18 protein-coding genes are annotated in these 24,267 nt (G+C 70.8%); 5 read left to right on the top strand and 13 right to left on the bottom strand.

Annotated elements, in window-relative coordinates:
• Positions 1 to 250: 250 nt before the first annotated feature.
• A complete protein-coding gene (proS, locus tag GWK25_RS08555; RefSeq protein ID WP_215449198.1) occupies positions 251 to 1,666 on the bottom strand; it encodes a proline--tRNA ligase in 1,416 nt (471 codons plus the stop codon).
• A 202-nt stretch (positions 1,667 to 1,868) separates the two neighbouring features.
• On the opposite strand from proS, the gene GWK25_RS08550 reads away from it, so the two are divergent.
• Complete coding sequence (locus GWK25_RS08550) at positions 1,869 to 2,729, top strand: SAM-dependent methyltransferase (protein WP_215449197.1); 861 nt, start codon at positions 1,869 to 1,871, stop codon at positions 2,727 to 2,729.
• Between the two features lie 272 nt (positions 2,730 to 3,001).
• On the opposite strand, the gene ffh is transcribed toward GWK25_RS08550, so the two are convergent.
• The 5 genes from ffh to GWK25_RS08525 form a co-directional block, all read right to left on the bottom strand.
• Positions 3,002 to 4,552, bottom strand: coding sequence for a signal recognition particle protein (ffh, locus tag GWK25_RS08545; RefSeq protein ID WP_215449196.1), 1,551 nt, complete (start codon positions 4,550 to 4,552; stop codon positions 3,002 to 3,004).
• Positions 4,553 to 4,700: 148 nt separating this feature from the next.
• Positions 4,701 to 7,151 (bottom strand): [protein-PII] uridylyltransferase, encoded by a 2,451-nt coding sequence (locus tag GWK25_RS08540; protein WP_215449195.1) that lies wholly within the window; start codon positions 7,149 to 7,151, stop codon positions 4,701 to 4,703.
• A gap of 26 nt (positions 7,152 to 7,177) precedes the next feature.
• Positions 7,178 to 7,516: a P-II family nitrogen regulator gene (locus tag GWK25_RS08535; RefSeq protein WP_003997576.1), complete on the bottom strand. Its 339-nt coding sequence runs from the start codon at positions 7,514 to 7,516 to the stop codon at positions 7,178 to 7,180.
• Positions 7,513 to 8,805, bottom strand: a complete 1,293-nt coding sequence (locus GWK25_RS08530; RefSeq protein WP_215449194.1) for an ammonium transporter — start codon at positions 8,803 to 8,805, stop codon at positions 7,513 to 7,515. The genes GWK25_RS08535 and GWK25_RS08530 overlap by 4 nt, the downstream gene beginning before the upstream one ends.
• A gap of 411 nt (positions 8,806 to 9,216) precedes the next feature.
• On the bottom strand, positions 9,217 to 10,692 hold the full coding sequence (locus GWK25_RS08525; protein ID WP_215449193.1) for a hypothetical protein: 1,476 nt from the start codon (positions 10,690 to 10,692) through the stop codon (positions 9,217 to 9,219).
• A gap of 426 nt (positions 10,693 to 11,118) precedes the next feature.
• Here GWK25_RS08525 and GWK25_RS08520 point away from each other — a divergent pair, with 426 nt between their 5' ends.
• Positions 11,119 to 11,775, top strand: a complete 657-nt coding sequence (locus GWK25_RS08520) for a bifunctional DNA primase/polymerase (protein WP_215449192.1) — start codon at positions 11,119 to 11,121, stop codon at positions 11,773 to 11,775.
• A 113-nt stretch (positions 11,776 to 11,888) separates the two neighbouring features.
• Here GWK25_RS08520 and ftsY read toward each other — a convergent pair whose 3' ends face one another.
• Complete coding sequence (ftsY, locus tag GWK25_RS08515; RefSeq protein WP_215449191.1) at positions 11,889 to 13,085, bottom strand: signal recognition particle-docking protein FtsY; 1,197 nt, start codon at positions 13,083 to 13,085, stop codon at positions 11,889 to 11,891.
• Between the two features lie 134 nt (positions 13,086 to 13,219).
• Here ftsY and GWK25_RS08510 point away from each other — a divergent pair, with 134 nt between their 5' ends.
• Complete coding sequence (locus GWK25_RS08510; RefSeq protein WP_215449190.1) at positions 13,220 to 14,191, top strand: LLM class flavin-dependent oxidoreductase; 972 nt, start codon at positions 13,220 to 13,222, stop codon at positions 14,189 to 14,191.
• Positions 14,192 to 14,272: 81 nt separating this feature from the next.
• Here GWK25_RS08510 and GWK25_RS08505 read toward each other — a convergent pair whose 3' ends face one another.
• The 4 genes from GWK25_RS08505 to GWK25_RS08490 form a co-directional block, all read right to left on the bottom strand.
• Positions 14,273 to 15,688 carry a sugar porter family MFS transporter gene (locus tag GWK25_RS08505; protein WP_215449189.1) on the bottom strand — a complete coding sequence of 472 codons (1,416 nt, stop codon included), beginning with the start codon at positions 15,686 to 15,688 and terminating at the stop codon, positions 14,273 to 14,275.
• Between the two features lie 90 nt (positions 15,689 to 15,778).
• Positions 15,779 to 19,411, bottom strand: coding sequence for a chromosome segregation protein SMC (gene smc / locus GWK25_RS08500; protein ID WP_215449188.1), 3,633 nt, complete (start codon positions 19,409 to 19,411; stop codon positions 15,779 to 15,781).
• Between the two features lie 282 nt (positions 19,412 to 19,693).
• A complete protein-coding gene (locus GWK25_RS08495; RefSeq protein WP_005479841.1) occupies positions 19,694 to 19,894 on the bottom strand; it encodes a hypothetical protein in 201 nt (66 codons plus the stop codon).
• A 401-nt stretch (positions 19,895 to 20,295) separates the two neighbouring features.
• A complete protein-coding gene (locus GWK25_RS08490; RefSeq protein ID WP_184899816.1) occupies positions 20,296 to 20,577 on the bottom strand; it encodes an acylphosphatase in 282 nt (93 codons plus the stop codon).
• Between the two features lie 190 nt (positions 20,578 to 20,767).
• Here GWK25_RS08490 and GWK25_RS08485 point away from each other — a divergent pair, with 190 nt between their 5' ends.
• Complete coding sequence (locus GWK25_RS08485; RefSeq protein WP_215449187.1) at positions 20,768 to 21,748, top strand: CAP domain-containing protein; 981 nt, start codon at positions 20,768 to 20,770, stop codon at positions 21,746 to 21,748.
• A 136-nt stretch (positions 21,749 to 21,884) separates the two neighbouring features.
• Complete coding sequence (locus GWK25_RS08480) at positions 21,885 to 22,325, top strand: helix-turn-helix domain-containing protein (RefSeq protein WP_215449186.1); 441 nt, start codon at positions 21,885 to 21,887, stop codon at positions 22,323 to 22,325.
• Here GWK25_RS08480 and mutM read toward each other — a convergent pair.
• Entirely contained in the window at positions 22,298 to 23,158 is an 861-nt protein-coding gene (mutM, locus tag GWK25_RS08475) for a bifunctional DNA-formamidopyrimidine glycosylase/DNA-(apurinic or apyrimidinic site) lyase (protein WP_215449185.1), read from the bottom strand. The two genes, GWK25_RS08480 and mutM, sit on opposite strands and share 28 nt — an antisense overlap.
• Before the next feature lie 262 nt (positions 23,159 to 23,420).
• Complete coding sequence (rnc, locus tag GWK25_RS08470; RefSeq protein ID WP_215449184.1) at positions 23,421 to 24,266, bottom strand: ribonuclease III; 846 nt, start codon at positions 24,264 to 24,266, stop codon at positions 23,421 to 23,423.
• Position 24,267 lies beyond the last annotated feature (1 nt).

Raw genomic sequence — 24,267 nt, 5'->3', positions numbered from 1 at the left:
CGAGCCTGAGTGCCCCTGTGTTCCGATTCCGGGCCATCCCAAATATTTTGCACGTACCCGTCAGTTGCCACTAGTGCGTCCTGACGAGGGCGGGTGCGCTGATCTGCGGAGAAGCCTCGCAGCTCGCCACAAGGCGGTACGTAGGCACACGTACGCCCCGGCGCGTAGACGAGTTCCGCGCGCCGGGGCACCTGAGTTCGGCAGATGCGCAAGGGACGTTTCGGTCGCTCTCCCGGCGGAGCGGGGTGCTCTAGTAAGCGCGCGCCACGACGGCGACGTTACCGGGTGCGTCGTAGGAGTCGGGCACCGACCCGTCCTCGGCGACCAGACACCGTACGGTCACGGCGTGCTCCCCGAGCCGGTTCTCGCCGTCCTCGCCCAGCGTCGACCAGGGGATCCGCGCCCAGCCGCCGGCCGTGGCCGCCTCGATCGCCTCCTCGAGCGTGGCGACGTCGGTCGTCCGGGACTCGCGCCGTTCGCGCGACTGCCGCAGCAGGAGCGCCTGGTCCTCCTCCAGGACGGTGGGGAGCAGGTGCACGAGCGAGTCGAGCGCGACCGGCTCCTTGCCGCCCGGAATGCGGCGGGCGAGCATCGCGGTGCCGTTCTCCAGGTCACGGGGGCCGACCTCGATGCGTACGGGCACGCCCTTCAGTTCCCAGTCGACGGCTCGGCGGCCGAACGGGACGTCCGTACGGTCGTCCACCTGGACGCGAACGCCCGCCGCCTTCAGACGCGCGCCGATGTCGCGGACCTTGGCCAGAACCGCGTCGTCGCCCTTGATCGCGACGACGACAGCCTGGACCTGGGCCAGCCGGGGCGGGACGCGGAGACCGGCGTCGTCGCCGTGCATCATCACCAGGGCGCCGATCATGCGGGTGGTGGATCCCCAGGAGGTCTGCCAGACGAGTTCCTGCGTGCCGTCCTTCGACAGGTAGCGGGTGTTGAAGGCCTTGGCGAAGTTCTGGCCGAGTTCGTGGCTGGTGGCCATCTGCAAGGCCTTTCCGTCGCCCATCATGCCTTCGAGCGTGAGGGTGTTGATCGCGCCGGCGAAACGCTCCTTGACGGTCTTGCGGCCGGGGACGACGTCCATCGCGAGCACGTTCACCATGAAGTCCTCGTAGACCTCCCGGTGGATGTGCGCGGCGAAGTCGCGCGCCTCCTCGTACGTCGCGTGCGCCGTGTGGCCCTCCTGCCAGAGGAATTCGCTCGTGCGGAGGAAGAGGCGGGGGCGCAGCTCCCAGCGGACCACGTTGGCCCACTGGTTGATCAGCAGGGGGAGGTCGCGGTAGCTCTGCACCCACTTCGAGAAGGAGGCGTTGATGATCATCTCGGAGGTGGGGCGGACCACCGCGGGCTCTTCGAGGTCCTTGCCGCCCCCGTGCGTCACGACCGCCAGCTCGGGCGCGAAACCCTCGACGTGTTCGGCCTCGCGGGTGAGGTACGACTGCGGGATCAGAAGCGGGAAGTACGCGTTCTGCGTGCCCGTCTCCTTGATCCGGGCGTCCATCTCCTGCTGCATCCGCTCCCAGAGGCCGTACCCGTACGGTCGGATGACCATGGTGCCGCGCACCGGACCGTTGTCGGCCAGTTCGGCCTTGGTGATCAGATCCTGGTACCAGCGCGGGAAGTCGTGCGCGCGCGGCGTGAGAACGGGTGCCTTTGCCATGGCCGAATGGTACGGGGGCATATTGCGGCGATGTGAATTCTTTTTTCCTTCCCTGGACAGTTCGCAGAACGGTGTCCGAGACCCCTGGACGGCACGCCTGGTGCGGAGTTACCTGGCATACGGGGGGAGTGCGAGCGCGCACTGCCACGGGGGCCAGGAAATCCGGCAACAGCAACTCACGGCGGATTGGGGCGCTTTCGATATGACACCTACGCTCGTGCGGCAGCAACTGCCTCGCGCGGGAAGGACAACCCGCGTGGACCGGTGTGCACGCGCGCGTGACTGGGCGGAGATCCAGGAGCGGATGCTGGTACCGCTGTACGAGGCCGTGTACCGGCGCCTCGACGTCGGTAGCGGTACACGGCTGCTCGGCCTCGGCTGCGGGTCGGGGCTCGCGCTGCTGATGGCGGCGGGGCGGGGAGCCGCGGTCACCGGCGTCGACTCGACGGCCCCGGAGAGAACGGCCCTGGCACGGGAGCGGCTGCGGCCGGAGTCCTGGGGCACGCGCGCGGGCGCCGGCACCCGTGTCGTCGACGGTGTTCCCGAGGACGTGGCCCGTGCGCCCGGTGAACCGCTCTACAACCTGGTGACCGCCTTCGAGCCGATCGGCTGTCTGGCCGGGGACTCCGAAGGGCTCGGCGAGCTGCTCGCCGCCACGCCCCCGCTCGCGGAGCGCGGCACCCCCGTGGTCCTCGCCGGCTGGGGCCCACCGGAGCGCTGCACCACGTCCGCGGTGCTCCGCGTGGCCACGAAGCTCGCCGATCCGCTGCGCAGCGCCGGCAGTTGGCGTCCGGCGCTGCGGGACGACCTGGAGGAGGTCGCCCAGCGGGCCGGGCTGAAGCCTGACGGCTCCGGACGGGTGGCCTGCCCGTTCGGGTACGCCAACGTGGACAACGCCGTGCGTGGGCTGCTGTCGACCGGGCTGTTCGACGCGGCGATCGGGGCCACGGACCAGGACCAGGTGGACAAGGAACTGACCGAGGCGCTGCATCCGCACCGCCGTCGGGACGGGACGGTCTGGATGCCGAACGTGTTCCGCTACCTGATCGCGCGGACACCCTGAGAAGGTCTTCGCCACGTCTTCCGACGCGGGTGTGAACGGTGTTGCGAATGGTGTGAAGAAAGCGGGCCGATAGCGCTTTCCCTTGGTCAAGTGCCGTGCCGCGCGCCTAACCTGACGCATCGTCCAGGGGAACAACACATCCGCGTACGGGGGTTGCCAGCAGGAGCACCACGAGCGACACCACACCCATGCCGTCCACGCACACGGCAACCCGGCGCCGCGCGCCCGGCCACACCCCCCGGCCGGTCACGCGGCGTCTGCCGTCCCGGGCCTCAGCCCATGAACTTCTTGAACTCGTCCGGCAGCTCGAAGTCCTGACCGGCCTGCTGGCCCGGCAGTCCGAAGGCGCCGCCCTGGGCCGCGGCGGCCCGGCGCGCGGCCTCCTCCTGCTCCTGCTGCTTGCGCTTCATCGGGTTGCCCGAACGCTGCTTGCCCTTGGCCTGCTTGGGCTGCTTCTTGGTCCGGCCGGGGCCACCGCCCATGCCGGGCATCCCCGGCATCCCGGGCATGCCGCCGCCCTGGGCCATACGGGACATCATCTTGCGGGCCTCGAAGAACCGCTCGACGAGGTTCTTCACCGCACTGACCTCGACACCGGAGCCCTTGGCGATACGGGCGCGGCGCGAGCCGTTGATGATCGTCGGCTCCTGGCGCTCGGCCGGGGTCATCGACTTGATGATCGCGGCCGTGCGGTCGACGTCACGCTCGTCGATGTTGTTGATCTGGTCCTTGATCTGCCCCATGCCGGGCAGCATGCCGAGCAGCTTGCTGATGCTGCCCATCTTCCTGACCTGCTCCATCTGGGCCAGGAAGTCGTCGAGCGTGAAGTCCTGCCCCTTCTTGGACGCCAGCTTGGAGGCCATCTTGGCGGCCTCTTCCTGGCTGAAGGTCTTCTCCGCCTGCTCGATCAGGGTGAGCAGGTCACCCATGTCGAGGATGCGGGAGGCCATCCGGTCCGGGTGGAACGCGTCGAACTCGTCGAGCTTCTCGCCGTTCGACGCGAACATGATCGGCTTGCCGGTGACCGAGGCGATCGACAGGGCGGCACCACCGCGGGCGTCACCGTCGAGCTTGGACAGGACCACGCCGTCGAAGCCGACGCCGTCCCGGAAGGCCTCCGCCGTGTTGACGGCGTCCTGACCGATCATCGCGTCGACGACGAAGAGGATCTCGTCCGGGGAGACCGCGTCCCGGATGTCGGCGGCCTGCTGCATCATCTCCTGGTCGATGCCCAGGCGGCCCGCGGTGTCGACGACCACGATGTCGTGGACCTTCGACTTCGCGAACTCGATGGAGTCCTTGGCCACCTTGACCGGGTCGCCCACGCCGTTGCCCGGCTCGGGGGCGTAGACCGCGACGCCGGCGCGCTCGGCGACCACGCTGAGCTGGTTGACGGCGTTCGGGCGCTGGAGGTCGCAGGCGACGAGGAGCGGCGAGTGGCCCTGCTCCTTCAGCCAGCGGCCCAGCTTGCCCGCGAGGGTCGTCTTACCGGCACCCTGGAGACCCGCGAGCATGATCACGGTCGGCGGCTGCTTGGCGAAGCGCAGACGGCGGGTCTCGCCGCCGAGGATCCCGACCAGCTCCTCGTTGACGATCTTGAGGACCTGCTGGGCCGGGTTGAGCGCCTTGGAGACCTCGGCGCCGAGCGCGCGCTCCTTGACGTTCTTGATGAAGCCCCGGACGACCGGCAGGGCGACGTCCGCTTCCAGGAGCGCGATGCGGATCTCGCGCGCCGTGGCGTCGATGTCGGCCTCGGAAAGGCGCCCCTTGCCGCGCAGGTTCTTGAAAGTCGCTGAGAGGCGATCGGAGAGCGTATCGAACACGGCGGTGTCGGTCCTCGGAGTCGGGGGCAGGGTGGGCTGCCCTCCAGGGTATCTGTCTGGGTGTGGTCGGGTCTCCACCCCTGTGGACAACGGTGACGGAGCCCGGCCGCGTCGGGTACGGAACCGGGCGGTCCCGTACCCGACGTGATCAGCCGCGCAGGGTCTCCTCCAGCTTGCGCGCCACGGACGCCGCCTCGTCGCCCGGCAGCGGAGCCCCCTTCGGTCCGGTGACGTAGAACGCGTCCACGGCGTTGGCGCCCAGCGTGCTGACATGCGCGCTGCGCACCCGCACGTGCGCGTCCTCCAGGGCCCGTCCGATGCGGTGCAGGAGCCCGGGCGCGTCCTGGGCACGGACCTCGATGACCGTGGCGTGCCGGGAGGCCGCCGGGGCCACCGTGACGCGCGGCGGCGGCGCGACCACGCCCCGCCGCCGGGGGTAGGCCGCGTCCCGCTCGGCGAGCCGCCCGGTGATGTCCAGGGAACCGTCGAGCGCCCGGACGAGGTCGGCGCGGAGCCGGGCCGCCTGGGGCAGCGAGCCGTACTCGGCGGCGACCCGCCAGTTCAGCAGCAGGACCGAGCCCTCGACGCCGTCCGGGAGGTCGAAGCTGCGCAGTTCGGCCGTGCGCACGGTGAGCCGGTGCATGGCGAGCACGCCGGCGACCGCGGGCAGCACGCCCGCCTGGTCGGGCACGGCGATGAGCAGTTCGACCCCGAGCGGCTCGGGGTCCGCCTTCTCATCCTTCTCCTCGGCCGCGGCCTCCGTCTGCGCGCGCAGCGACAGCACCGGCCCGCCCGTGCGGAACGCCTCGATGGCGAGCCGCTCCTGCTCGGCGCTGGTCTCGCCGGGCTCCGGCTCCTCCGGCTCGTCCCCAGCGAACAGCGCGTCGACCCGCTGGACGAGTTCGGAGACGAGGGAGGCCCGCCACGACGACCAGGCGGCGGGTCCGGTGGCCAGCGCGTCCGCCTCGGTCAGCGCGTGCAGCAGTTCGAGCGTGCCCGGCGATCCGACGGCGTCGGCCACCGAGCGGACGGTTGCCGGGTCCTCCAGATCACGCCGGGTGGCGGTGTCGACGAGCAGCAGATGATGCCGTACGAGGGTGGAGAGCACCGCCACGTCGTCGCGGTCGAAGCCGATCCTGGCGGCCACGTCCTTGACGATGATCTCGCCGGCCACGGAGTGGTCGCCGGGCCAGCCCTTGCCGATGTCGTGCAGCAGCGCGGCGACGAGCAGCAGGTCGGGCCGGTGCACCCGGCGGGTCATCTCCGAGGCCTGGACCGCGGTCTCGATGAGGTGCCGGTCGACGGTCCAGATGTGCACGGCGTTGCGCTGCGGCCGGCAGCGCACGCGCTCCCAGTCGGGCAGCAGATGGGTGATGAGCCCTTCGGCCTCCAGCGCCTCCCAGACGTCGACGGTCGGGCGCCCGGAACCCAGCAGGGTGACGAGCTGCTCGCGTGCCTCCGCCGGCCAGGGCGTCGAGAGCGGCCGGGCGGTGGCCGCGAGCCGGCGTACGGCGTGCAGGGACAGCGGCAGTCCGGCCTGGGCTGCAGCGGCGGCGGCGCGCAGGGGCAGCACGGGGTCCCGCTCGGGCCGGGCGGCGCGCGCGAGCACGACCTCGCCGTCCTGCTCGACCACGCCCTCGGCGAGCGGCGACCGCTCCGGCGCCGGCTTGCCCCCGCCGAGCATGGCGCGCAGCCGGGGCCGCACGGCGCGCGAACGCAGCACGCGCCCCACTTCACGCCAGGTGACATCGCTGGCGTACGAGATGACCCGCGCCGCCTCGTACACCTGCCGCAGCAGCGTGTCGGCGTCCAGCAGCCCCAGCTCGGCGGCGACCTGGTCCTGTTCCTGGAGCGCGAGCCGGTCGGTCGCGCGCCCGGTGGAGAGATGGAGCGCGTCCCGGACGTCGAGCAGGCGGCGCCGGGCGTCGGCGAGCCCCTCGCGCGGGGCGTCCGCGAGCCAGGAGGCGGCGACGGCGCGCAGGGCGGTGGCGTCACGCAACCCGCCGCGCGCCTCCTTGAGGTCGGGTTCCAGCAGGTACTGCAGCTCCCCCTGCCGCTCGGCCCGCTCGGCGCACAGTTCCTGGAGCTCCGGCAGGCGTCTGGGCGCCTGGTTGCGCCAGTCGGCGAGGACGGAGGTCCGCAGCCCGGCGGTCAGGCCCAGATCACCGGCGATGTGGCGGGCGTCCAGCAGCCCGAGCTGCACCTTGAGGTCCTCGCCGGCCGTCTTGCGGGCCTCGGCGGGGGTGCGCACGGAGTGGTCGAGGGCCAGCCCCAGGTCCCAGACGGGGTACCAGATGCGGTCGGCCAGCGCGGCCACCGCCTCCTCGTCGGACCCGTCGTGCAGGAGCAGCAGGTCGAGGTCGCTGCGGGGCGAGAGCTCGCCGCGCCCGTATCCCCCGACGGCCACGAGGGAGACCCCGCGCGGCTCGGTGGCTCCCGCTCCGAAGAGGCCGGCCAGCCAGTCGTCGGTCAGTTCGGCCAGGGCCGAACGGCGCGGCGGCCCGGACCGCGCCCCCTCCTGGAGGAGGCGCAGCCGGGCCGCCGCATAGCCGCTGGGTCCCGAGTCCTCTGCATCCGTACGTACGTCCGTACTCGTCACCCAGCGACTCCTGTTCTTCTCTTCGGTCAGAGCGCGTCCGGGCCGCGCTCGCCGGTCCGGACCCGTACGGCCGTCTCGACCGGGAGGGACCAGACCTTGCCGTCACCGATCTTGCCGGTGCGGGCGGCCTTGACGATGACGTCGATCAGCTGCTCGGCGTCGTCGTCCTCGGCCAGGACCTCGATCCGGATCTTGGGAACCAGGTCGACCGTGTACTCGGCGCCGCGGTACACCTCGGTGTGTCCCCGCTGCCGACCGTACCCACTGGCCTCGGTCACCGTAAGTCCGTGCACCCCGAAGGCCTGCAGGGCTTCCTTGATCTCGTCGAGCCGGTGGGGCTTGACGACGGCGGTGATCAGCTTCATGCCTCGACCTTCTTGCTCTCGGTGGCGGCAGCGATGCTGCTCGTGGTGCTGGCGGAGATGTGCGAACCGGCTGCCGAGCTGAAGTCGTACGCGGTCTCGGCGTGCAGGGCCTGGTCGACACCGGTGATCTCGTCCTCCTCGGACGCCCGGAAGCCGATCGTCTTCTGGATGGCGAAGGCGATGATCCAGGTCACCACGAAGGTGTAGCCGATGACGGAGAAGGCACCGGTGGCCTGCTTGCCGAACTGGTCCCAGCCGCCCGCTTCGGTGGCGAGGAAGCCGACCATCAGGGTGCCGATGACACCGCCGACCAGGTGGACGCCGACGACGTCGAGGGAGTCGTCGTAGCCCAGCTTGTACTTGAGGCTGACGGCCCAGGAGCAGAGGGCACCGGCGACGACACCGATCAGGATGGCGCCGAAGGCGTTGACGTGACCGCCGGACGGGGTGATCGCGACAAGGCCCGCGACGGCGCCGGAGCAGGCACCGAGGGTGGTGAACGCACCGTGGCGGATACGCTCGTAGATCAGCCAGCCGATGATGGCCGCGGCGGTCGCGATCTGCGTGTTGATGGCCATGCGGGCGGTGGTGCCGTCGACACCGAGCCAGGAACCGGCGTTGAAGCCGAACCAGCCGAACCACAGCAGGGCGGTACCGATCAGGACCAGCGGCAGGCTGTGCGGCCGCATCGGGTCCTTCTTGAAGCCGACTCGCTTGCCTACGACGAGGACCGCGGCGAGCGCGCCGATACCGGCGTTGATGTGGACCGCGGTACCACCGGCGAAGTCGATGACACCCATGTCGAAGAGCCAGCCGCCCGGCGCCCAGACCCAGTGCGCGACCGGGAAGTACGCGAGGGTGACCCATAGGGCAACGAAGATCATCCAGGCGCTGAACTTGACGCGGTCGGCGAGCGCGCCGCTCATCAGGGCCGGGGTGATCACCGCGAACAACATCTGGAAGAGGATGAACGAGAACGCGGCGATCTTGTGCGGCTCGCCCTTGGCGTTGGTGACGAAGCTGTCGGCCGTGCTCGTGATGTCGATGCCCTTGAGGCCGATGGCGTCGAGGTTGCCGATGACGTGGCCGACGTCACCGCTGAAAGCGAGCGAGTACCCGAACAGCACCCACAGGATGCTGACGATGCCCAGCGAGATGAAGGACATCATGAGCATGTTCAGCACGCTCTTGGCACGGACCATGCCGCCGTAGAAGAGCGCCAGGCCCGGCGTCATCACCATGACGAGCGCCGCACTGATCAATACGAATCCGGTATCTGTGCCGTTCAATGCCGGTATCTCCTCGTGGTCGGAACGGCCCGTGCGGATGCGGAAGCTGTGGGGGAGCTATCGGGGAGGGCCGACTGTGCTCAGGAGACTGACGCAGCACCGTTTCACAGGGAGATTGGAAATGTTTCCCGGACGTGACGAAGGCACCCATCACGTTACGGACAGGTGAAACGTGAATCGCGGCGGATTCATCCCGTGTGGGGCCCAGGCTCTGCGGGCCCCTCGGCGGATAACGGTTTCGTATCCGATGGAACTTCCGGTGGAACTTCCGCGGGGCTTCCGGTGGGACATCCCGGAACGGACCGACCGCGGCAGACCATCCGATGACCTGGCATGGGGGAGCCGAGTCGGGCAGTCGGGATGGCAGGCCGCGGCCGGCGTGGAAGGGGCCCTGGCGTTGTACGGGCCTGGTCAGACCGCTTCGGCGGTCTCGGGGAGGTGGACGGCGAGCTGGTCCGTGAGGTCGACGACCTCGGCGAGGCCGCCGAAATCCCGTACGGCCGTGTCGACGGTCTTGCGAATGCGGGTGTTGACGCGCTCGGAGCGGACCTTGCGCGCGACGTCCATGGCCTCCTTGGCCATGGTGGCGCCCTGCTCGGGCTCACGCTGGAGCAGGTGCACGGTGGCCATGCCGATCAGGTTCAGCGCGTACGACCGCTGGTGCTCGGTGTCCGTGGCGAAGAGGTCGACGGCCCGGCGCATCACGGGCTCGGCGAGGGAGGCGTAGGTGGGGCTGCGGCCGGCGACATAGGCGAGGTCGCGGTAGGAGTGGCTGTTCTCGCCGTGCAGTTCGGCCTCGTTGAAGAAGCGGATCCAGTCGGGGTCCGGGTCGTCCCACTCCTCCGCGTCCGCGAAGACGTCCTCGGCCATCCGGACCGCCCGTTTGCACTTCCCCGGCTGGCCCATGTTGGCGTAGGCACGGGCCTCCATCGCATACAGCATCGACTGGGTGCGCGGGCTCGCGCAGTCACGGCTGCCGTACTGGGCGAGATGGATCAGTTCGAGCGCGTCGTCGGGCCGACCGAGGTGGATCATCTGCCGGCTCATGCTGGACAGGACGTACGAGCCGAGGGGCTTGTCGCCTGCCTCCTTCGCCGCGTGCAGGGCGAGGACGAAGTACTTCTGGGCGGTGGGCTGGAGGCCGATGTCGTAGCTCATCCAGCCGGCCAGCTCGGCCAGTTCGGCGGCGACCTTGAACAGTCGCCGGGTGGTGGCCTCGGGCTGCGGCTCCTGGAGGAGGTCGGTCACCTCGTGCAGCTGGCCCACGACCGCCTTGCGGCGCAGACCGCCGCCGCACTGGGCGTCCCACTGCCGGAACATCACCGTCGTGGACTCGAGGAGGTCCAGCTCCGGCTGGGAGAGCCGGCCGGCGCGGCGGGCGGCGAGCGGCGGCTCGGGCTCCGTGCGCGGGGCGGGCGGCGAGGGGACGAGCCAGCGCTGCATGGGCTCGATGAGGGCCGGGCCCGCGGAGAGGGCGAGCGAGCTCCCGAGGAAGCCGCGCCGCGCCAGCATCAGGTCGCTGCGCGAGAACTCGCTGATCAGCGCCACGGTCTGCGGGCCCGTCCAGGGCAGGTCGACGCCGGACACGGACGGGGACTGGTGCGCCGCGCGCAGTCCCAGGTCCTCCACCGCGACGACACAGCCGAACCGCTCGGAGAACAGCTCGGACAGGATCCGCGGGATCGGCTCGCGCGGGTTCTCCCCGTCGAGCCACCGGCGTACGCGCGAGGTGTCGGTGGAGATGTGGTTGGCGCCGAGCTGACGGGCCCGGCGGTTCACCTGCCGGGCGAGCTCGCCCTTGGACCACCCGCTGCGGACGAACCACGAACCGAGCAGTTCGTTCGGGCGTTTCTCAGCGTTCGTGCCGCTTCCGCCGTTGCCGCCCACTGGAACGCCCCCATCCCTGAACCCACTTGTGCGCTGTGTGCGCCAAGCCCTACCAGAATGCCGGTTACCACGCCGTACGTCCGACCTCCGTCACCCATCGAACGGAAAGACGACTTGCCTCCGGCATACCCACGAGCGTGTACGTCCCCAGACCCCGTGCACTCAAAGTAATCCTACGATCACGCGTCCGGCCACGGCGATTCCAGAAACGCCACCATTCGCCACCCCTTCGAATGAACTAACGGTGGCCCGTCCGCGATTCACTTGACACAAGACGGCCGGGAGTGGGCGTAGCGATGCATTCAGGGGCGCGCGTCGGCGACCGCGCCACCCGGGGTGCCGCAGTGCGCCGCCCATGCGGAAGCAGAGCGTCGCATTCCGACTCCGCGGCGTAACCACTCGCGCGCTGGACCCGTTGGAGGGGGCATGGGCTTCACGATCGGCGGCATCCGGGAGATGCGATCCGGCACGCGTCGACGCGGCCGTTCCTCGGAGTGCACGGCGGTGGCCGAGTTCACCGGCCTCTGGGGATGGGACGTCGTCCCCGGCGCGCGGACAGCTGCGGGCGCGTGCTCGTGCGGCAGGACGACCTGCTCCGCGCCCGGCGCACACCCCCTCGGCTTCGCGCCTCCCATCCGCGCCGGAGCGACGCTCGACGAGGTGACCGAGGCCTGGGCCGAGTTCCCCGGCGCCTCCGTGATGCTGCCGGTGGGCCGCTCGTTCGACGTGATCGAGGTCGCCGAGTCGGCCGGGCGGCACGCGTTGGTCCGCCTGGAGCGCATGGGTCTCCCCCTCGGCCCCGTGATCGCGACCCCCGAGGGCCGCGCCCACTTCTTCGTCGCCCCCGGCGCCGCGGCCGAGCTGCCCTCCCTGCTCTACCGCATGGGCTGGGACGACCCCTCCGCCCTGGACCTGCGCGGCCTCGGTCCCGGCGCCCATGTCACCGCCCCGCCGTCCGACCGCGGCGGCCTCGGCCCGGTCCGCTGGCTCCGCTCCCCCGCGCTCGACTCGGCGACCAGGCCACCGGCCGCGCGGCTGCTGCTGGGCACCCTGGCCTACGTGGCCCACCGCTCCCGGGCCTGACCCGGCCGCCCGCCCCCTGTCCGTACACAGCGAAGCGCCCGTCCCCAACTGCACCTTGGGGGCGGGCGCTTCTTCCGTGCCGGCTACGGGTTCCCGCAGGTGGCCACTGCCTGTCACTCGCCGATAAGGGCATCCACGAACGCCTCCGGCTCGAACGGCGCCAGATCGTCCGCTCCCTCTCCCAGGCCGACGAGCTTGACGGGCACACCCAGCTCACGCTGCACGGCGACGACGATGCCGCCCTTGGCGGTGCCGTCCAGCTTGGTGAGGACGATGCCGGTGATGTCGACGACCTCGGCGAAGACCCGCGCCTGGACGAGACCGTTCTGGCCGGTGGTGGCGTCGAGGACGAGCAGGATCTCGTCCAGCGGCGCGTGCTTCTCGACGACGCGCTTGACCTTGCCGAGCTCGTCCATCAGGCCGGTCTTGGTGTGCAACCGGCCGGCGGTGTCGATGAGGACGACGTCGGCGCCCTCCTCGATGCCCACCTTGACGGCGTCGAAGGCGATGGACGCCGGGTCGCCGCCCTCGGGGCCGCGCACGGTACGGGCACCGACGCGCTCGCCCCAGGTCTGGAGCTGGTCGGCGGCGGCGGCGCGGAAGGTGTCGGCGGCGCCGAGGACGACGTTCTTGCCGTCGGCGACGAGGACACGCGCGAGCTTGCCGGTGGTGGTGGTCTTGCCGGTGCCGTTGACGCCGACGACCATCACGATGCCCGGGGTGTCGAGCGGCGAGTCGGTGTTGACCGCCCGGTCGAACTCGGGGACGAGGATCTTCAGCAGTTCCTCGCGCAGCAGTGTGCGCAGCTCCGCCGGGGTGCGGGTGCCGAGGACCTTCACGCGCTCACGCAGTCGCTCGACCAGTTCCTGGGTGGGCTGGACGCCGACGTCGGCGGTGAGGAGGGTGTCCTCGATCTCCTCCCAGGTGTCGTCGTCGAGGTGCTCGCGCGAGAGCAGCGTGAGCAGCCCCTTGCCGAGCGCGTTCTGTGAGCGGGAGAGCCGGGCGCGCAGCCGTACCAGACGGCCGGCGGTCGGCTCGGGGATCTCGATCTCGGGGGCGGGCGGTTCCTCGACGGCCACGGGCGCCGACGCCGAACCGTCCGGGAGGTCCACCTCCTCGATCGTCCGGCGCGGTTCGTCGCGCGGCGTCTCGGCCTCGTCGCCGACATGCGGCTCGGCCGGAGGGGCGGTGATGTCGGGTGTCGTGGGGGGAGCCGGGGGCAGCGGCTTCTTCCTGCGGCTGCCTACGACGAGCCCGCCCAGCACGCCGAGCACGACCACGGCGATGACTACAGCAAGGATGAGTTCCATAACGGGACCAGTATGCGGGACCGCCACCCGAGGCGTTCGATCGCCGTACGGGGAACACGGGCCTTCCACACCCCTGGTCACCTGACGAGCCGTCAGCTAACGTCCACCCTTCACAGCCGCGCGAAGGGGGTCCCATGCCCGTCACGGTCGTCCGTCTCAACCTGGTCGAGCCCGGCGCCACGCCCGCCTCGCTCCGGACCCGCTACCGGGCCGCCGTCGAGATGGCCGCGTACGCCGACGAGCAGGGCATCAGCACCGTGCAGACGGAGGAGCACCACGGGGTCGAGAACAACTGGCTGCCGTCGCCGTTCGTCTTCGCGGGCGCGGTGTTCGGAGCCACCCGGCGGATCGCGGTCACCGTGTCGGCGGCGATCGGGCCGCTGCACGACCCGCTGCGGCTGGCGGAGGACATCGCCGTACTGGATCTGGTGAGCGGCGGGCGTCTGGTGACCGTCGCCGGGATCGGGTACCGGCCGGAGGAGTACGCGCAGTTCGACGTGGACTGGAAGGGGCGGGGCAAGCTCCAGGACGAGGTGCTGGAGACGCTGCTCCGGGCGTGGACGGGCGAGCCGTTCACCTATCGGGGGCGCACGGTCCGCGTCACCCCGCGCCCGGGCACCGAGCCGCACCCGCTGCTGCTGGTCGGCGGTTCCTCGAAGGCGGCGGCTCGCCGGGCGGCACGCCTGGGGCTCCCCTTCTTCCCGAGCGCGCACCTGCCTGAGCTGGAGGCCTACTACAAGGAGCGGCTCGTGGAGTACGGCACCGTCGGCTGGACGATGATGCCGGCCGCCGAGACACCCCTGCTGCACGTGGCGGAGGACCCGGACCGGGCGTGGGCCGAGTACGGCGGGCACTTCCTGCACGAGGCGCGGACGTACGCCTCCTGGCAGTCGGCCGGCATCCGGTCGGCGGTGCGGTCGGGCGCGGCGACGGTGGCGGAGCTGCGCACGGAGGGCGTGTACCGGATCGTCACGCCGGACGAGTGCGTGGCGCTGGGCCTGGACAGCTACGTCCTGCACCCGCTGGTCGGCGGGATGCCGGTCGAGGAGGGGTGGCGGGGACTGTGCCTGTTCGCCGAGCGGGTGCTGCCGCGCCTCGCCGGCTGACCGTGGCACGTCCCCGGAGAGCCGCCGTCCCGGCCCGCTCGGTGGTCGGGCCGGGGCGGCGGAGGGGTACGAAGGGTGGGGCTAGCCCATCTCCTCCAGCGCCTTGCCCTTGGTCTCCTTGACGAACTTCAGGACGAAGGGGATGGAGAGCGCGGCGAAGGCCGTGTAGATCACGTACGTCATGGAGAGGTTCCAGTCAGCCAGGGACGGGAAGCTCGCCGTGATGGCCCAGTTGGCGATCCACTGGGCGGACGCGGCCACGCCCAGGGCGGCGGCGCGGATCCTGTTCGGGAACATCTCGCCGAGCATGACCCAGACGACGACACCCCAGGAGAGGGCGAAGAAGAGGACGAAGACATGGGCGGCGATCAGGGCGACCCAGCCCTGGGTGGCGGGGAGCTTGCCGTCGACGAGGTCGTAGGAGAAGGCCCATGCCTCCAGGGCGAGGCCGAGGACCATGCCGACGGAGCCGATGAGGGCGAGCGGCTTGCGGCCGATCCGGTCGACGAAGATCATCGCGATGACGGTGCCGACGATGTTGATGATCGAGGTCGTGAAGGAGTAGAAGAACGACTCGCTGGGGTCGACGCCCACGGACTGCCACAGCGTCGCGGAGTAGTAGAAGGCGACGTTGATGCCGACGAACTGCTGGAAGACCGACAGGCCGATGCCGATCCAGACGATCGGCTTGAAGAGGAAGCTGCCGCCGAGCAGGTCCTTGAAGGTGGACCTGTGCTCGCTGTTCATGGCCGACTCGATCTCGGCGACCCGCGCGTCGAGATCGACGTCCCCGCCCTCGACCTCGGTGAGCACCTCACGGGCGCGCTCGTGCTTGCCGACGGAGATCAGGAAGCGCGGCGACTCGGGGATCGCGAAGGTGAGCAGGCCGTAGAGCACGGCCGGGACGACCATGACACCGAGCATGATCTGCCAGGCCTCCAGGCCGAGCAGCTCACCGCGCTGGTCGCCGTCGGCGGCGTTCAGGATGCCCCAGTTGACCAGCTGGGAGACGGCGATGCCGACGACGATCGCGGCCTGCTGGAACGAGCCCAGCCGGCCCCGGTAGGCGGGCGGCGCGACCTCGGCGATGTAGGCGGGGCCGATGACGGACGCCATACCGATCGCGAAGCCGCCGACGATCCGCCAGAAGGCCAGGTCGTACAGCGCGAAGGGAAGCGCGGAGCCGACGGCGCTGACCGTGAACAGGGCGGCCGCGATCTGCATGCACCGGATACGGCCGATGCGGTCGGCTATCCGGCCCGCCGTGGCCGCGCCCACGGCACAGCCGATCAGCGCGACGGCGATGACTTGTGCCAGGGCCGTGGAGCCGATGTCGTAGCGGTGGCGGATGGCTTCGACAGCGCCGTTGATCACGGCGCTGTCGTAGCCGAAGAGGAAGCCTCCCATCGCGGCCGCCGCCGCGATGAAGATCACGTGCGAGAGATGGTCGGGCTGAGCGCCGCGAGCTCCTGCCTTGGGCTGCGCTGTGCTGGTCACGTCTGTACTCCTCGGCGGGCACGTCGCCGATGTCGGGGGAACGGGCCTGATGCTGCTGGACCAGCCGCGCCTACCCCCGCTCGGAACCGCCTAACGCAGCCGCTGGCTGATCACCTTCGAGACGCCGTCGCCTTGCATGGACACGCCGTACAGCGCGTCGGCGACCTCCATGGTCCGCTTCTGGTGGGTGATCACGATCAGCTGCGAGGCCTCCTGCAGCTCCTGCATGATCCGGATCAGCCGCTGGAGGTTGGTGTCGTCGAGCGCCGCCTCGACCTCGTCCATCACATAGAACGGGCTGGGCCGCGCCTTGAAGATCGACACGAGCATGGCGACGGCGGTCAGCGACCGCTCCCCGCCGGAGAGCAGCGACAGCCGCTTGACCTTCTTGCCCGGCGGCCGGGCCTCGACGTCGACACCGGTGGTCAGCATGTTGTCCGGGTCGGTCAGGATCAGCCGTCCCTCGCCGCCGGGGAAGAGCCGGCTGAACACGCCCTCGAACTCCCGTGCGGTGTCCCAGTACGCCTCGGTGAAGACCTGCTCGACCCGCTCGTCGACCTCCTTCACCACCTGCAGCAGATCGGCCCGGGTCTTCTTCAGGTCCTCCAGCTGCTCGCTGAGGAACTTGTGCCGCTCCTCCAGCGCCGCGAACTCCTCCAACGCCAACGGATTGACCTTGCCGAGCTGCTGGTAGGCCCGTTCGGCCGCCTTCAGCCGCTTCTCCTGCTCGGCGCGGTGGAACGTCTTCGGCTGGTTGCGGGGATGCTCCGGATCCTCCGGCAGCTCCTCCCCCTCCGCAGGCGGCGACGGCGGTACGAGCTGGTCGGGCCCGTACTCCGCGATCAGCCCCTCCGGCTCGACACCCAGCTCCTCCAGCGCCTTGGTCTCCAGCTGCTCTATCCGCATCCGCTTCTCGGCGCCGAGCACCTCGCCCCGGTGGACGGAGTCGGTCAGCTTGTCCAGCTCCGCCTTGAGGTCCCTGCCCTCGTTGCGGGCCTGCGCGAGCTCCTGCTCACGGCGGGCCTTGGCCGCGTCGGCGGCGGTGCGTTCGCGCTCCGCGCGGGTCAGGGAGACCTCGACGTGGCGGAGCAGCTGCCGGGCGCCGGAGGCGACGGCCTCGGCCACGGCCGCCTCGTGCCGCAGCCGCGCCCTGCGCTGTTCGGCCCGCGCCCGCGCCTCGCGCTCGGCGCGCGCGGCCCGGTCGAGGGAGTCCGCGCGCCCCGCGAGCCCCTTGACCCGCTCCTCGTGCGTCCGCACCTGGAGTCGGGCCTCCATCTCGGTCTGCCGCGCGTTGGCCCCGTCCGCCGCGAGCCGGTCCCGTACGAAGGTGTCCGGCTCCTCCTCGACGGGCATCTCCTCGGCCACCGCGAGCCGTTCGGCCAGCTCCTCGGCGTCCTCCACGGCCTTGTCTAGCGACTCCTGGGCACGTGCGGCGGCTGCCGTGGACCGCTCCGCCTCGCCGGCGGCGCCCCGTGCCTGACCGGCCAACCGCCCGAGCTGTTGCGCGACCGCCGACCTCTCCCGCTCGCCGGCCCGGCGCCGCTCCCCCAGTTCCTCCACGATCCCGGCCCGCTCCCGGCGCACCTCGACCGCGTGCTGCTGGGCCTCGGCCAGCTCCTCGCACCGTACGGCGAGCTGCTCCAGCTCGGCCGCCGCCTCGTCGACGGCGGCCTGCACCTCCAGCAGGCTCGGTGCCCCGGCCGAGCCGCCGTGCGCGAAGTGGGCCCCGAGCAGGTCGCCCTCGGCGGTCACGGCGGTGAGGTCGGGACGGGCGTAGACCAGCTCCTCGGCGTCTTCGAGGGTGTCCACGACGACGATGCGGTGCAGGAGCCGGCGTACGGCGGCGGTGAGGTCGGAGGGGGTCCGGATCAGGTCTGCGGCGAAGTGCGCGGGAGGGGATGCCGGGAGAGGTCGTCTTTCGTCCGCGGGCCCGTCGTAGCTGGCCGCGCAGTTCCCCGGGCCCCTTTGAGCCGCTGTCCCTGAGGACGGCGCCACGTCGTCCGGTGCTCCTGCCAGCAGCAGCGCCGCGCGCCCCGCGTCCTGCTTGCGCAGCAGGCGGATGGCCTCCGCCGCCGCGGAGGGTGAGGTCACCGCGATCGCGTCGGCCGCCGCGCCGAAGGCCGCCGCGAGAGCGATCTCGTAGCCCGGCGTGATCGTCAGCAGTTCGGCGGCAGGCCCCAGCAGTCCGCCCAGCCGGTCCTTCGCGGCGAGCAGCGCACCCGTGCCGTCCTTGCGGCGCAGGCCGAGAGCGAGGGCCTCGTGGCGGGCCTGGGTGGCGGCGCGGCGGCGTTCGGCCGTGGTCGTGGCCTCGCGGGCGGCGGCGAGGGCGGTCTCGGCCTCGGCCAGGGCGCGCTTCGCGGCGTCGTGTTGTTCGGCCAGGTCGGAGTCGCCGGCGTCGAGGGTGTCGACCTCGGCCTTGAGCGCCTCGTACTCCTCCTGGGCGGCGGCGGCACGTTCGCGCGCTTCGTCGCGGGCGGCGGCGAGGCGGTCGATCTCGGACTGTGCGGAGGCCGCGCGGGAGCGGGCGGCGTTGACCTGGCCGTTCAGCCGGGCGAGGCTCTCGCGGCGGTCGGCGATGGTGCGGGCGACGTCCTTCAGCCGGCGCTCCTCGACCACGAGTTGCCGCTCCAGGTCGGCGCGGTGCTCGACGGTGTCCTCCAGGGCGCGCTCGGCGGCCTCCAGGGCCGCTTCGAGTTCGGCCTCCTGTTCACGGACGCGGGCGGCCTCGCGCTCCATGTCCTCCGGGTCGCGGCCGCGCCGCTCCTCGGCGGGCGCGGAGGTGGCGCTCTTGACCCGGGCGTCTGCCAGGGAGATCGTGCCGCGCACCCGTTCGGCGAGCTGCGACAGTTCGTACCAGGTCTCCTGGGCGCGCTGGAGGCGCGGGGCCAACCGGCGCACCTCGCCCTCCAGATGGGCCTCCCGCTGGAGCGCCTTCTTCAGCTCGGTCTCGGCGGCCTCCTTGCGCTGCTTCAGCGCGGCCTCGTCGGCGACCTCCGTACGGAGCGCGGCGTGGAGGCGTACGAGATCGTCGGCGAGCAGGCGAAGGCGGGCGTCGCGCAGGTCGGCCTGGATGACGGCGGCCCGGCGTGCGACGGCGGCCTGGCGGCCCAGCGGCTTGAGCTGGCGGCGGAGTTCGTCGGTGAGGTCCTGGACGCGGGCCAGGTTGGCCTGCATGGCGTCCAGTTTCCGGAGCGCCTTCTCCTTGCGCTTGCGGTGCTTGAGGACGCCGGCGGCCTCCTCGATGAAGGCGCGGCGGCCCATGGGGTCGGCGTGCAGGACGGAGTCCAGCTGTCCCTGGCCGACGATGACGTGCATCTCACGGCCGATGCCGGAGTCGGAGAGCAGGTCCTGGATGTCGAGGAGTCGGCAGGTGTCGCCGTTGATCTGGTACTCGCTGCCGCCGTTGCGGAACATGATCCGCGTGATCGTGACCTCGGAGTACTCGATGGGGAGGGCCCCGTCGGAGTTGTCGATGGTCAGCGACACCTCCGCGCGACCGAGCGGCGGGCGCCCGGTGGTGCCGGCGAAGATGACGTCCTCCATCTTGCCGCCGCGCAGCGACTTGGCGCCCTGTTCGCCCATGACCCAGCTGAGCGCGTCCACGACGTTGGACTTGCCCGAACCGTTGGGCCCGACGACGCACGTGATGCCCGGTTCGAACCGGAGCGTGGTCGCCGAGGCGAACGATTTGAACCCGCGGAGGGTCAGGGCCTTGAGGTGCACGGCGCTGGACTCTACCTTCCGGCCTTGTCTCACTCCATGAACGCGCGGTTTCGCCCATGAACGTGCAGGGCACATCAGACGTTAAAGAGGGTGAGGTGGGTCGGGGGGGCCGATCGAGGGGCCGAGGCGGGGAGCCAGAGCCACCAGAGCCAAGGGCCGAGCCGGGGACTCGGGACAGAAAGAAGGGACGCCTCTAGAGAAGGCGTCCCTTGCAGATCTGACAACTTAGCGGTTGATACGGGCAGCCCAACCACTGCTGTCTGTCGTGGTGCGATGCAGTGATCAGGTGAGCGCAGGCTCCGCCTGGCGTGCGTCGAGCTCCATGAGCGAGTCGTGAGAAGCGGCAGCCGTCAGCGCGTCGTTCTCCGCCTGGATGCGTCCGAGCTCGGATTCCAGGTCCTGGACACGCTGCTGGAGCCGTCGCATCTCGGCGAGGAGTCGCGGGTCGGAGCCGCCGACGTAACCGAGAAGCGCCTTTGCCATGATGGATGGTCCTCCACACTGAGTGACCGACCGAAGCGGTGTGGGTCGTGAGGGAATCGCACCCGCATTGCTTGGCACTGTTGAGTTTTTGCTGCCGTCTTCATGCCAAACAGCTAAGGTGCGCGGGGTTGCTTTTAGCGTCTCACCAAAAAGTTTGACGGTCAACACGATCACGCCCCGCAATGGCGGGCACCCCTTTGCCGCGCGGCCCCGAACGGGCGACGCTGCGGCGGTTCCGGGACCTCTCCTGGCCGGCGGAGCGAGGGGATCATCCTCTCTTCGGAGCCTGCCATGACAAACCCGTCTTGGCAATCACCTGCACATTTCTGGTTTGTGCATGCTCCTGGCATATGCCGGCGGCGCTCCCCTCCGCTCGCGCGCGACTCGCCCCCTCGGCGGGATCAGCGAATGGCGAAGCCCTCGTACCCCCCGCGCGGTGTGTCCCAGATCTCGGTCACACCCACCACGCGCCCGGGCGTGTCGTCACCCTGAAGCCACTCCAGGAGCCCCTCGCACGCCTCGCGCGGCCCCTCGGCGACCACCTGGACCCGCCCGTCGGCCAAATTGAGAGCAAAACCACTCAGGCCCCCGATCTCCAGGGCCCTGGCCCGCGTGAACCAGCGGAAACCCACACCTTGCACCCGTCCACGCACCCAGGCGACCAGCCGTACATCCTCGCTCATGACTGCACGCTAACGGGCCAATGTCTCCCGGGTCTCTCCCTCCCCAGGCGCCATGCTGTACCGTCCCCACCCAATGAATCTCATATGAAACTCACTCCTTCGTGTGAGATTCGTGAAGACGACGATCACAACGTTGACGAACTCCCCAACGTTGACCGCAGGACACCGCAAGGACGAGGAAGGCCAAGACATGGGACGCCACCGACGCTCCGCCGCCGGCCGCGCCGCCAGGGGGGGCCGCGCCGCCGGGGTCACTGACAGGGGCTTCGTTCCCGAGGAGCCGCACTACGGTCCGGAGAACCTGTACGGGTTCGCCGCGTTCCTGGAGGCCGACGCCCAGGCGGCTTCGCGGAACGGTGGCTCGCGCCGCCGCAAGAAGAAGACCGTGACTCCTGTGAAGACCGGTCTCCTCGGTGTCTCCGCCGCCGTCGCCCTCGGCACCGTCGCGGTGGCCACCGGGGTGCTGCCGGGCGGCGACCAGTACACGATCAGCGGTGGCAACGCCAACGAGACGGTGGTGCCCGCCGGCTCGCCGACGGGTGCGGCCACCCAGCAGGGCGGTACGGACGGCGCCGCGCAGGAACAGCGCGAGGACGAGTCCACCAGCCGGGACGCCGAGCGCGCGGCCTCTCCGTCGAACACCCCGGCCCCCTCGACGCCTCCGTCGGAGAAGAAGCCCGCCGAGGACACGGACAAGGGCTCCCAGAAGACCAAGACGCCGTCCGACAAGCCCACCAAGGAGAAGGAGAAGGGCAAGGAGAAGGACACCACTTCTCCGGCGGAGCTCTCCTCCGAGACCCAGGCCGAGGCCGCGGTCCTCCTGCTGGTCAACGAGGAGCGGGCCAAGGCGGGCTGCCAGCCGGTGGCGGCCAACAGCGACCTGGCGAAACTGGCCGAGGCGTTCAGCGAGGACATGGCCCTGCGCGGGTTCTTCGACCACACCGACCCCGACGGTTCCGACCCGTGGGACCGTGCGGCCACCCTCGGGATCACCGGCCTCGGCGGCGAGAACATCGCCCGCGGCCAGGCCACCGCCGAGGCGGTCATGGAGGCCTGGATGAACAGCCCCGGTCACCGGGCGAACATCTTGAACTGCGACTTCAAGACCCTCGGAGTCGGCGTCCACCTGGGCGACGGCGGACCGTGGTGGACGCAGGACTTCGGCTACTAGGCCCCAACCGCATCCGCCCGACCGGTCCGGTCGGCCCAGCTCCCCTGGGCCGGCCCGTCACCGGCTCCCCACCCACCGCTAACCGGCAGTTAGTGCGTTCTTCTGGCCAGCGCTGTGCCGGAGTATCCTCAGTGGTATGGAATCAGCCGCGCAGACCGGCGTGACGTCCACGCGGGCCGCCGCGGGTACGGACGCCTCGGGCCTCGACGACCTCGCCTTCGACGTGTTCGCCAGGAACTGTCCCTCACGGGGCACGCTGGAGCACGTCACGGGCCGCTGGGGCGCGCTCACGATGGGCGCGTTGTACGAGAGTTCGCTCCGCTTCAACGAGTTGCGCCGCCGCGTCGACGGGGTCAGCGAGAAGATGCTCTCCCAGACCCTGCACGCCCTGGAGCGCGACGGCCTCGTCCACCGCGACGCGCAGCCCACCAACCCGCCGCGCGTCGACTACACCCTCACGCCGCTCGGCCGCGAGATCTCCGAACGCCTGCTGTCCCTCATCACCTTCGTGGAGGACCGCATGGAGGAGGTGCTCCGGTCCCGCGAGCGCTACGACGCGACGCGCGGCGCCCGCTGACACGTCGGGCAGAAGTAGCTGGACCGGTTCATCCACGGCCGCCGCCGCATGGGCGTGGCACAGCGGCGGCAGGGCAGTCCTTCGCGGCCGTACGCGTCCAGCGAGCGGTCGAAGTACCCCGACTCGCCGTTGACGTTGACGTAGAGGCTGTCGAAGCTCGTGCCGCCCACCGCGAGGGCCGCGTTCATCACGTCCCGTACATGGCCGAGGAGTTCGGTGGTGCGGGGGCGGGTGAAACCGGCCGTGGGGCGCTCGTAGTGGATCCGCGCGCGCCAGAGCGCCTCGTCCGCGTAGATGTTGCCGACCCCACTGATCAACGACTGGTCGAGCAGGGCCCGTTTGATCGTCGTACGCTTCCGCCGCAGCGCCTGGTGGAAGGCCTCCGCGTCGAACCCCGGGTCGAGGGGGTCGCGGGCGATGTGCGCGATGACGTCCGGCAGACCGTCCGGGGTGGTGTCGTGCAACGACAGGCCGCCGAAGGTGCGTTGGTCGACGAAGCGCAGTTCGGTGGCGAGGTCGTCCGCGAAGCGGACGCGGATCCTGAGGTGCTTCTCGTCGGCCGCGTCGTGCGGCTGCACGAGCAGTTGGCCGCTCATGCCGAGGTGGGCGAGGACGGCGACGCCGGTGTCCTCCACGGGCAGCCACAGATACTTCCCGCGGCGGCTGGGCTCACCGATGCGATGGCCCTTGAGCCGGTGCGCGAAGTCCTCCGGACCGGCCAGGTGCCGACGGATCGCCCGGGGGTGGAGGACCTCGACATCGGCGACGGTCCGATGGGCCACCCATCGCTCCAGGCCGCGCCGCACGACCTCGACCTCGGGGAGTTCTGGCACGGGGTCCTCCGGGGAGAGCGGGGGGGTGGGAGGTGGGTGAGGTCGTGGGTCGGGTGCGGGTCAGTGAGGGCTGGTCGCGCAGTTCCCCGCGCCCCTGAAAAGCAGGGGCTGCGCCCCGTGCTTTTCACAGGCCCGCAGGGCCTGGTCTTTCAGGGGCGCGGGGAACTGCGCGAGAAGCCCTACTCACCCGCACCCGACAACACAACACAACACAACACACGGCACCACACCACACCGCACCGCACCGCACCCGGCGGTGCCGTTACGCCGGGGCCGCGTCCGAAGGACTGTCCGCGGGCTCGTCGGGCAGAGCCGCGGCCTCGGCCGCCGCCTTCGCCCGCTCGTCCGCCGCGGCGCGGATCGCGCGCCAGGCGGACTCGGCCGCCTGCTGCTCCGCTTCCTTCTTGCTGCGGCCGGTGCCGGTGCCGTACGAGACGCCTCCGACGCGGGCGGCAGCGGTGAAGGTCTTCTCGTGGTCGGGGCCGGTCTCCGTGACCAGGTACTCGGGCACACCGAGCCCCTCGGTCGCGGTGAGCTCCTGGAGACTGGTCTTCCAGTCCAGGCCGGCACCGAGGTTCGAGGACTTCTCGATCAGCGGGTCGAACAGGCGGTGCACCAGCTCCGCCGCCGAGTCGAGGCCCTGGTCGAGATAGACCGCGCCGATCACCGCTTCGAGGGTGTCGGCGAGGATGGACGCCTTGTCCCGGCCGCCCGTGCCCTCTTCACCGCGGCCGAGCCGGATGAAGGAGCCGAGGTCGAGCCCGCGGCCCACCTCCGCCAGCGCACGAGAGTTGACCACCGCGGCCCGCAGCTTGGCCAGTTGGCCTTCGGGCAGGTCGGGGTGGGTGCGGTACAGCGTGTCCGTCACCACGAGGCCGAGTACGGAGTCCCCGAGGAACTCCAGGCGCTCGTTGGTGGGCAGACCGCCGTTCTCGTACGCGTACGAACGGTGCGTCAACGCACGCACCAGAAGGGCGGACTCGAGCTGATAGCCGAGCCGCCCTTCCAGAAGCGTGTGGGACGAGGCTGTGTTCTCCGCCTTTTTCTTGGCGTTGGTCTCCGCCTTGGCGTCATCCGCCTTCTTGGGGCTGGACACAGTGCCTCTCACC

It is taken from the genome of Streptomyces sp. ATCC 21386 (genome assembly GCF_018728545.1).
GTDB lineage: Bacteria > Actinomycetota > Actinomycetes > Streptomycetales > Streptomycetaceae > Streptomyces.
This window is presented reverse-complemented; position numbering and strand designations above follow the sequence as displayed.

Excerpts from the sequence above, each read along its gene's own strand:
- proS (WP_215449198.1), bottom strand. The coding sequence starts at position 1,666 with ATGGCAAAGGCACCCGTTCTCACGCCGCGCGCGCACGACTTCCCGCGC.
- GWK25_RS08550 (WP_215449197.1), top strand. The coding sequence starts at position 1,869 with ATGACACCTACGCTCGTGCGGCAGCAACTGCCTCGCGCGGGAAGGACA.
- GWK25_RS08535 (WP_003997576.1), bottom strand. The coding sequence starts at position 7,516 with ATGAAGCTGATCACCGCCGTCGTCAAGCCCCACCGGCTCGACGAGATC.
- GWK25_RS08520 (WP_215449192.1), top strand. The coding sequence starts at position 11,119 with ATGGGCTTCACGATCGGCGGCATCCGGGAGATGCGATCCGGCACGCGT.
- ftsY (WP_215449191.1), bottom strand. The coding sequence starts at position 13,085 with ATGGAACTCATCCTTGCTGTAGTCATCGCCGTGGTCGTGCTCGGCGTG.
- GWK25_RS08510 (WP_215449190.1), top strand. The coding sequence starts at position 13,220 with ATGCCCGTCACGGTCGTCCGTCTCAACCTGGTCGAGCCCGGCGCCACG.
- GWK25_RS08495 (WP_005479841.1), bottom strand. The coding sequence starts at position 19,894 with ATGGCAAAGGCGCTTCTCGGTTACGTCGGCGGCTCCGACCCGCGACTC.
- GWK25_RS08490 (WP_184899816.1), bottom strand. The coding sequence starts at position 20,577 with ATGAGCGAGGATGTACGGCTGGTCGCCTGGGTGCGTGGACGGGTGCAA.
- GWK25_RS08485 (WP_215449187.1), top strand. The coding sequence starts at position 20,768 with ATGGGACGCCACCGACGCTCCGCCGCCGGCCGCGCCGCCAGGGGGGGC.
- GWK25_RS08480 (WP_215449186.1), top strand. The coding sequence starts at position 21,885 with ATGGAATCAGCCGCGCAGACCGGCGTGACGTCCACGCGGGCCGCCGCG.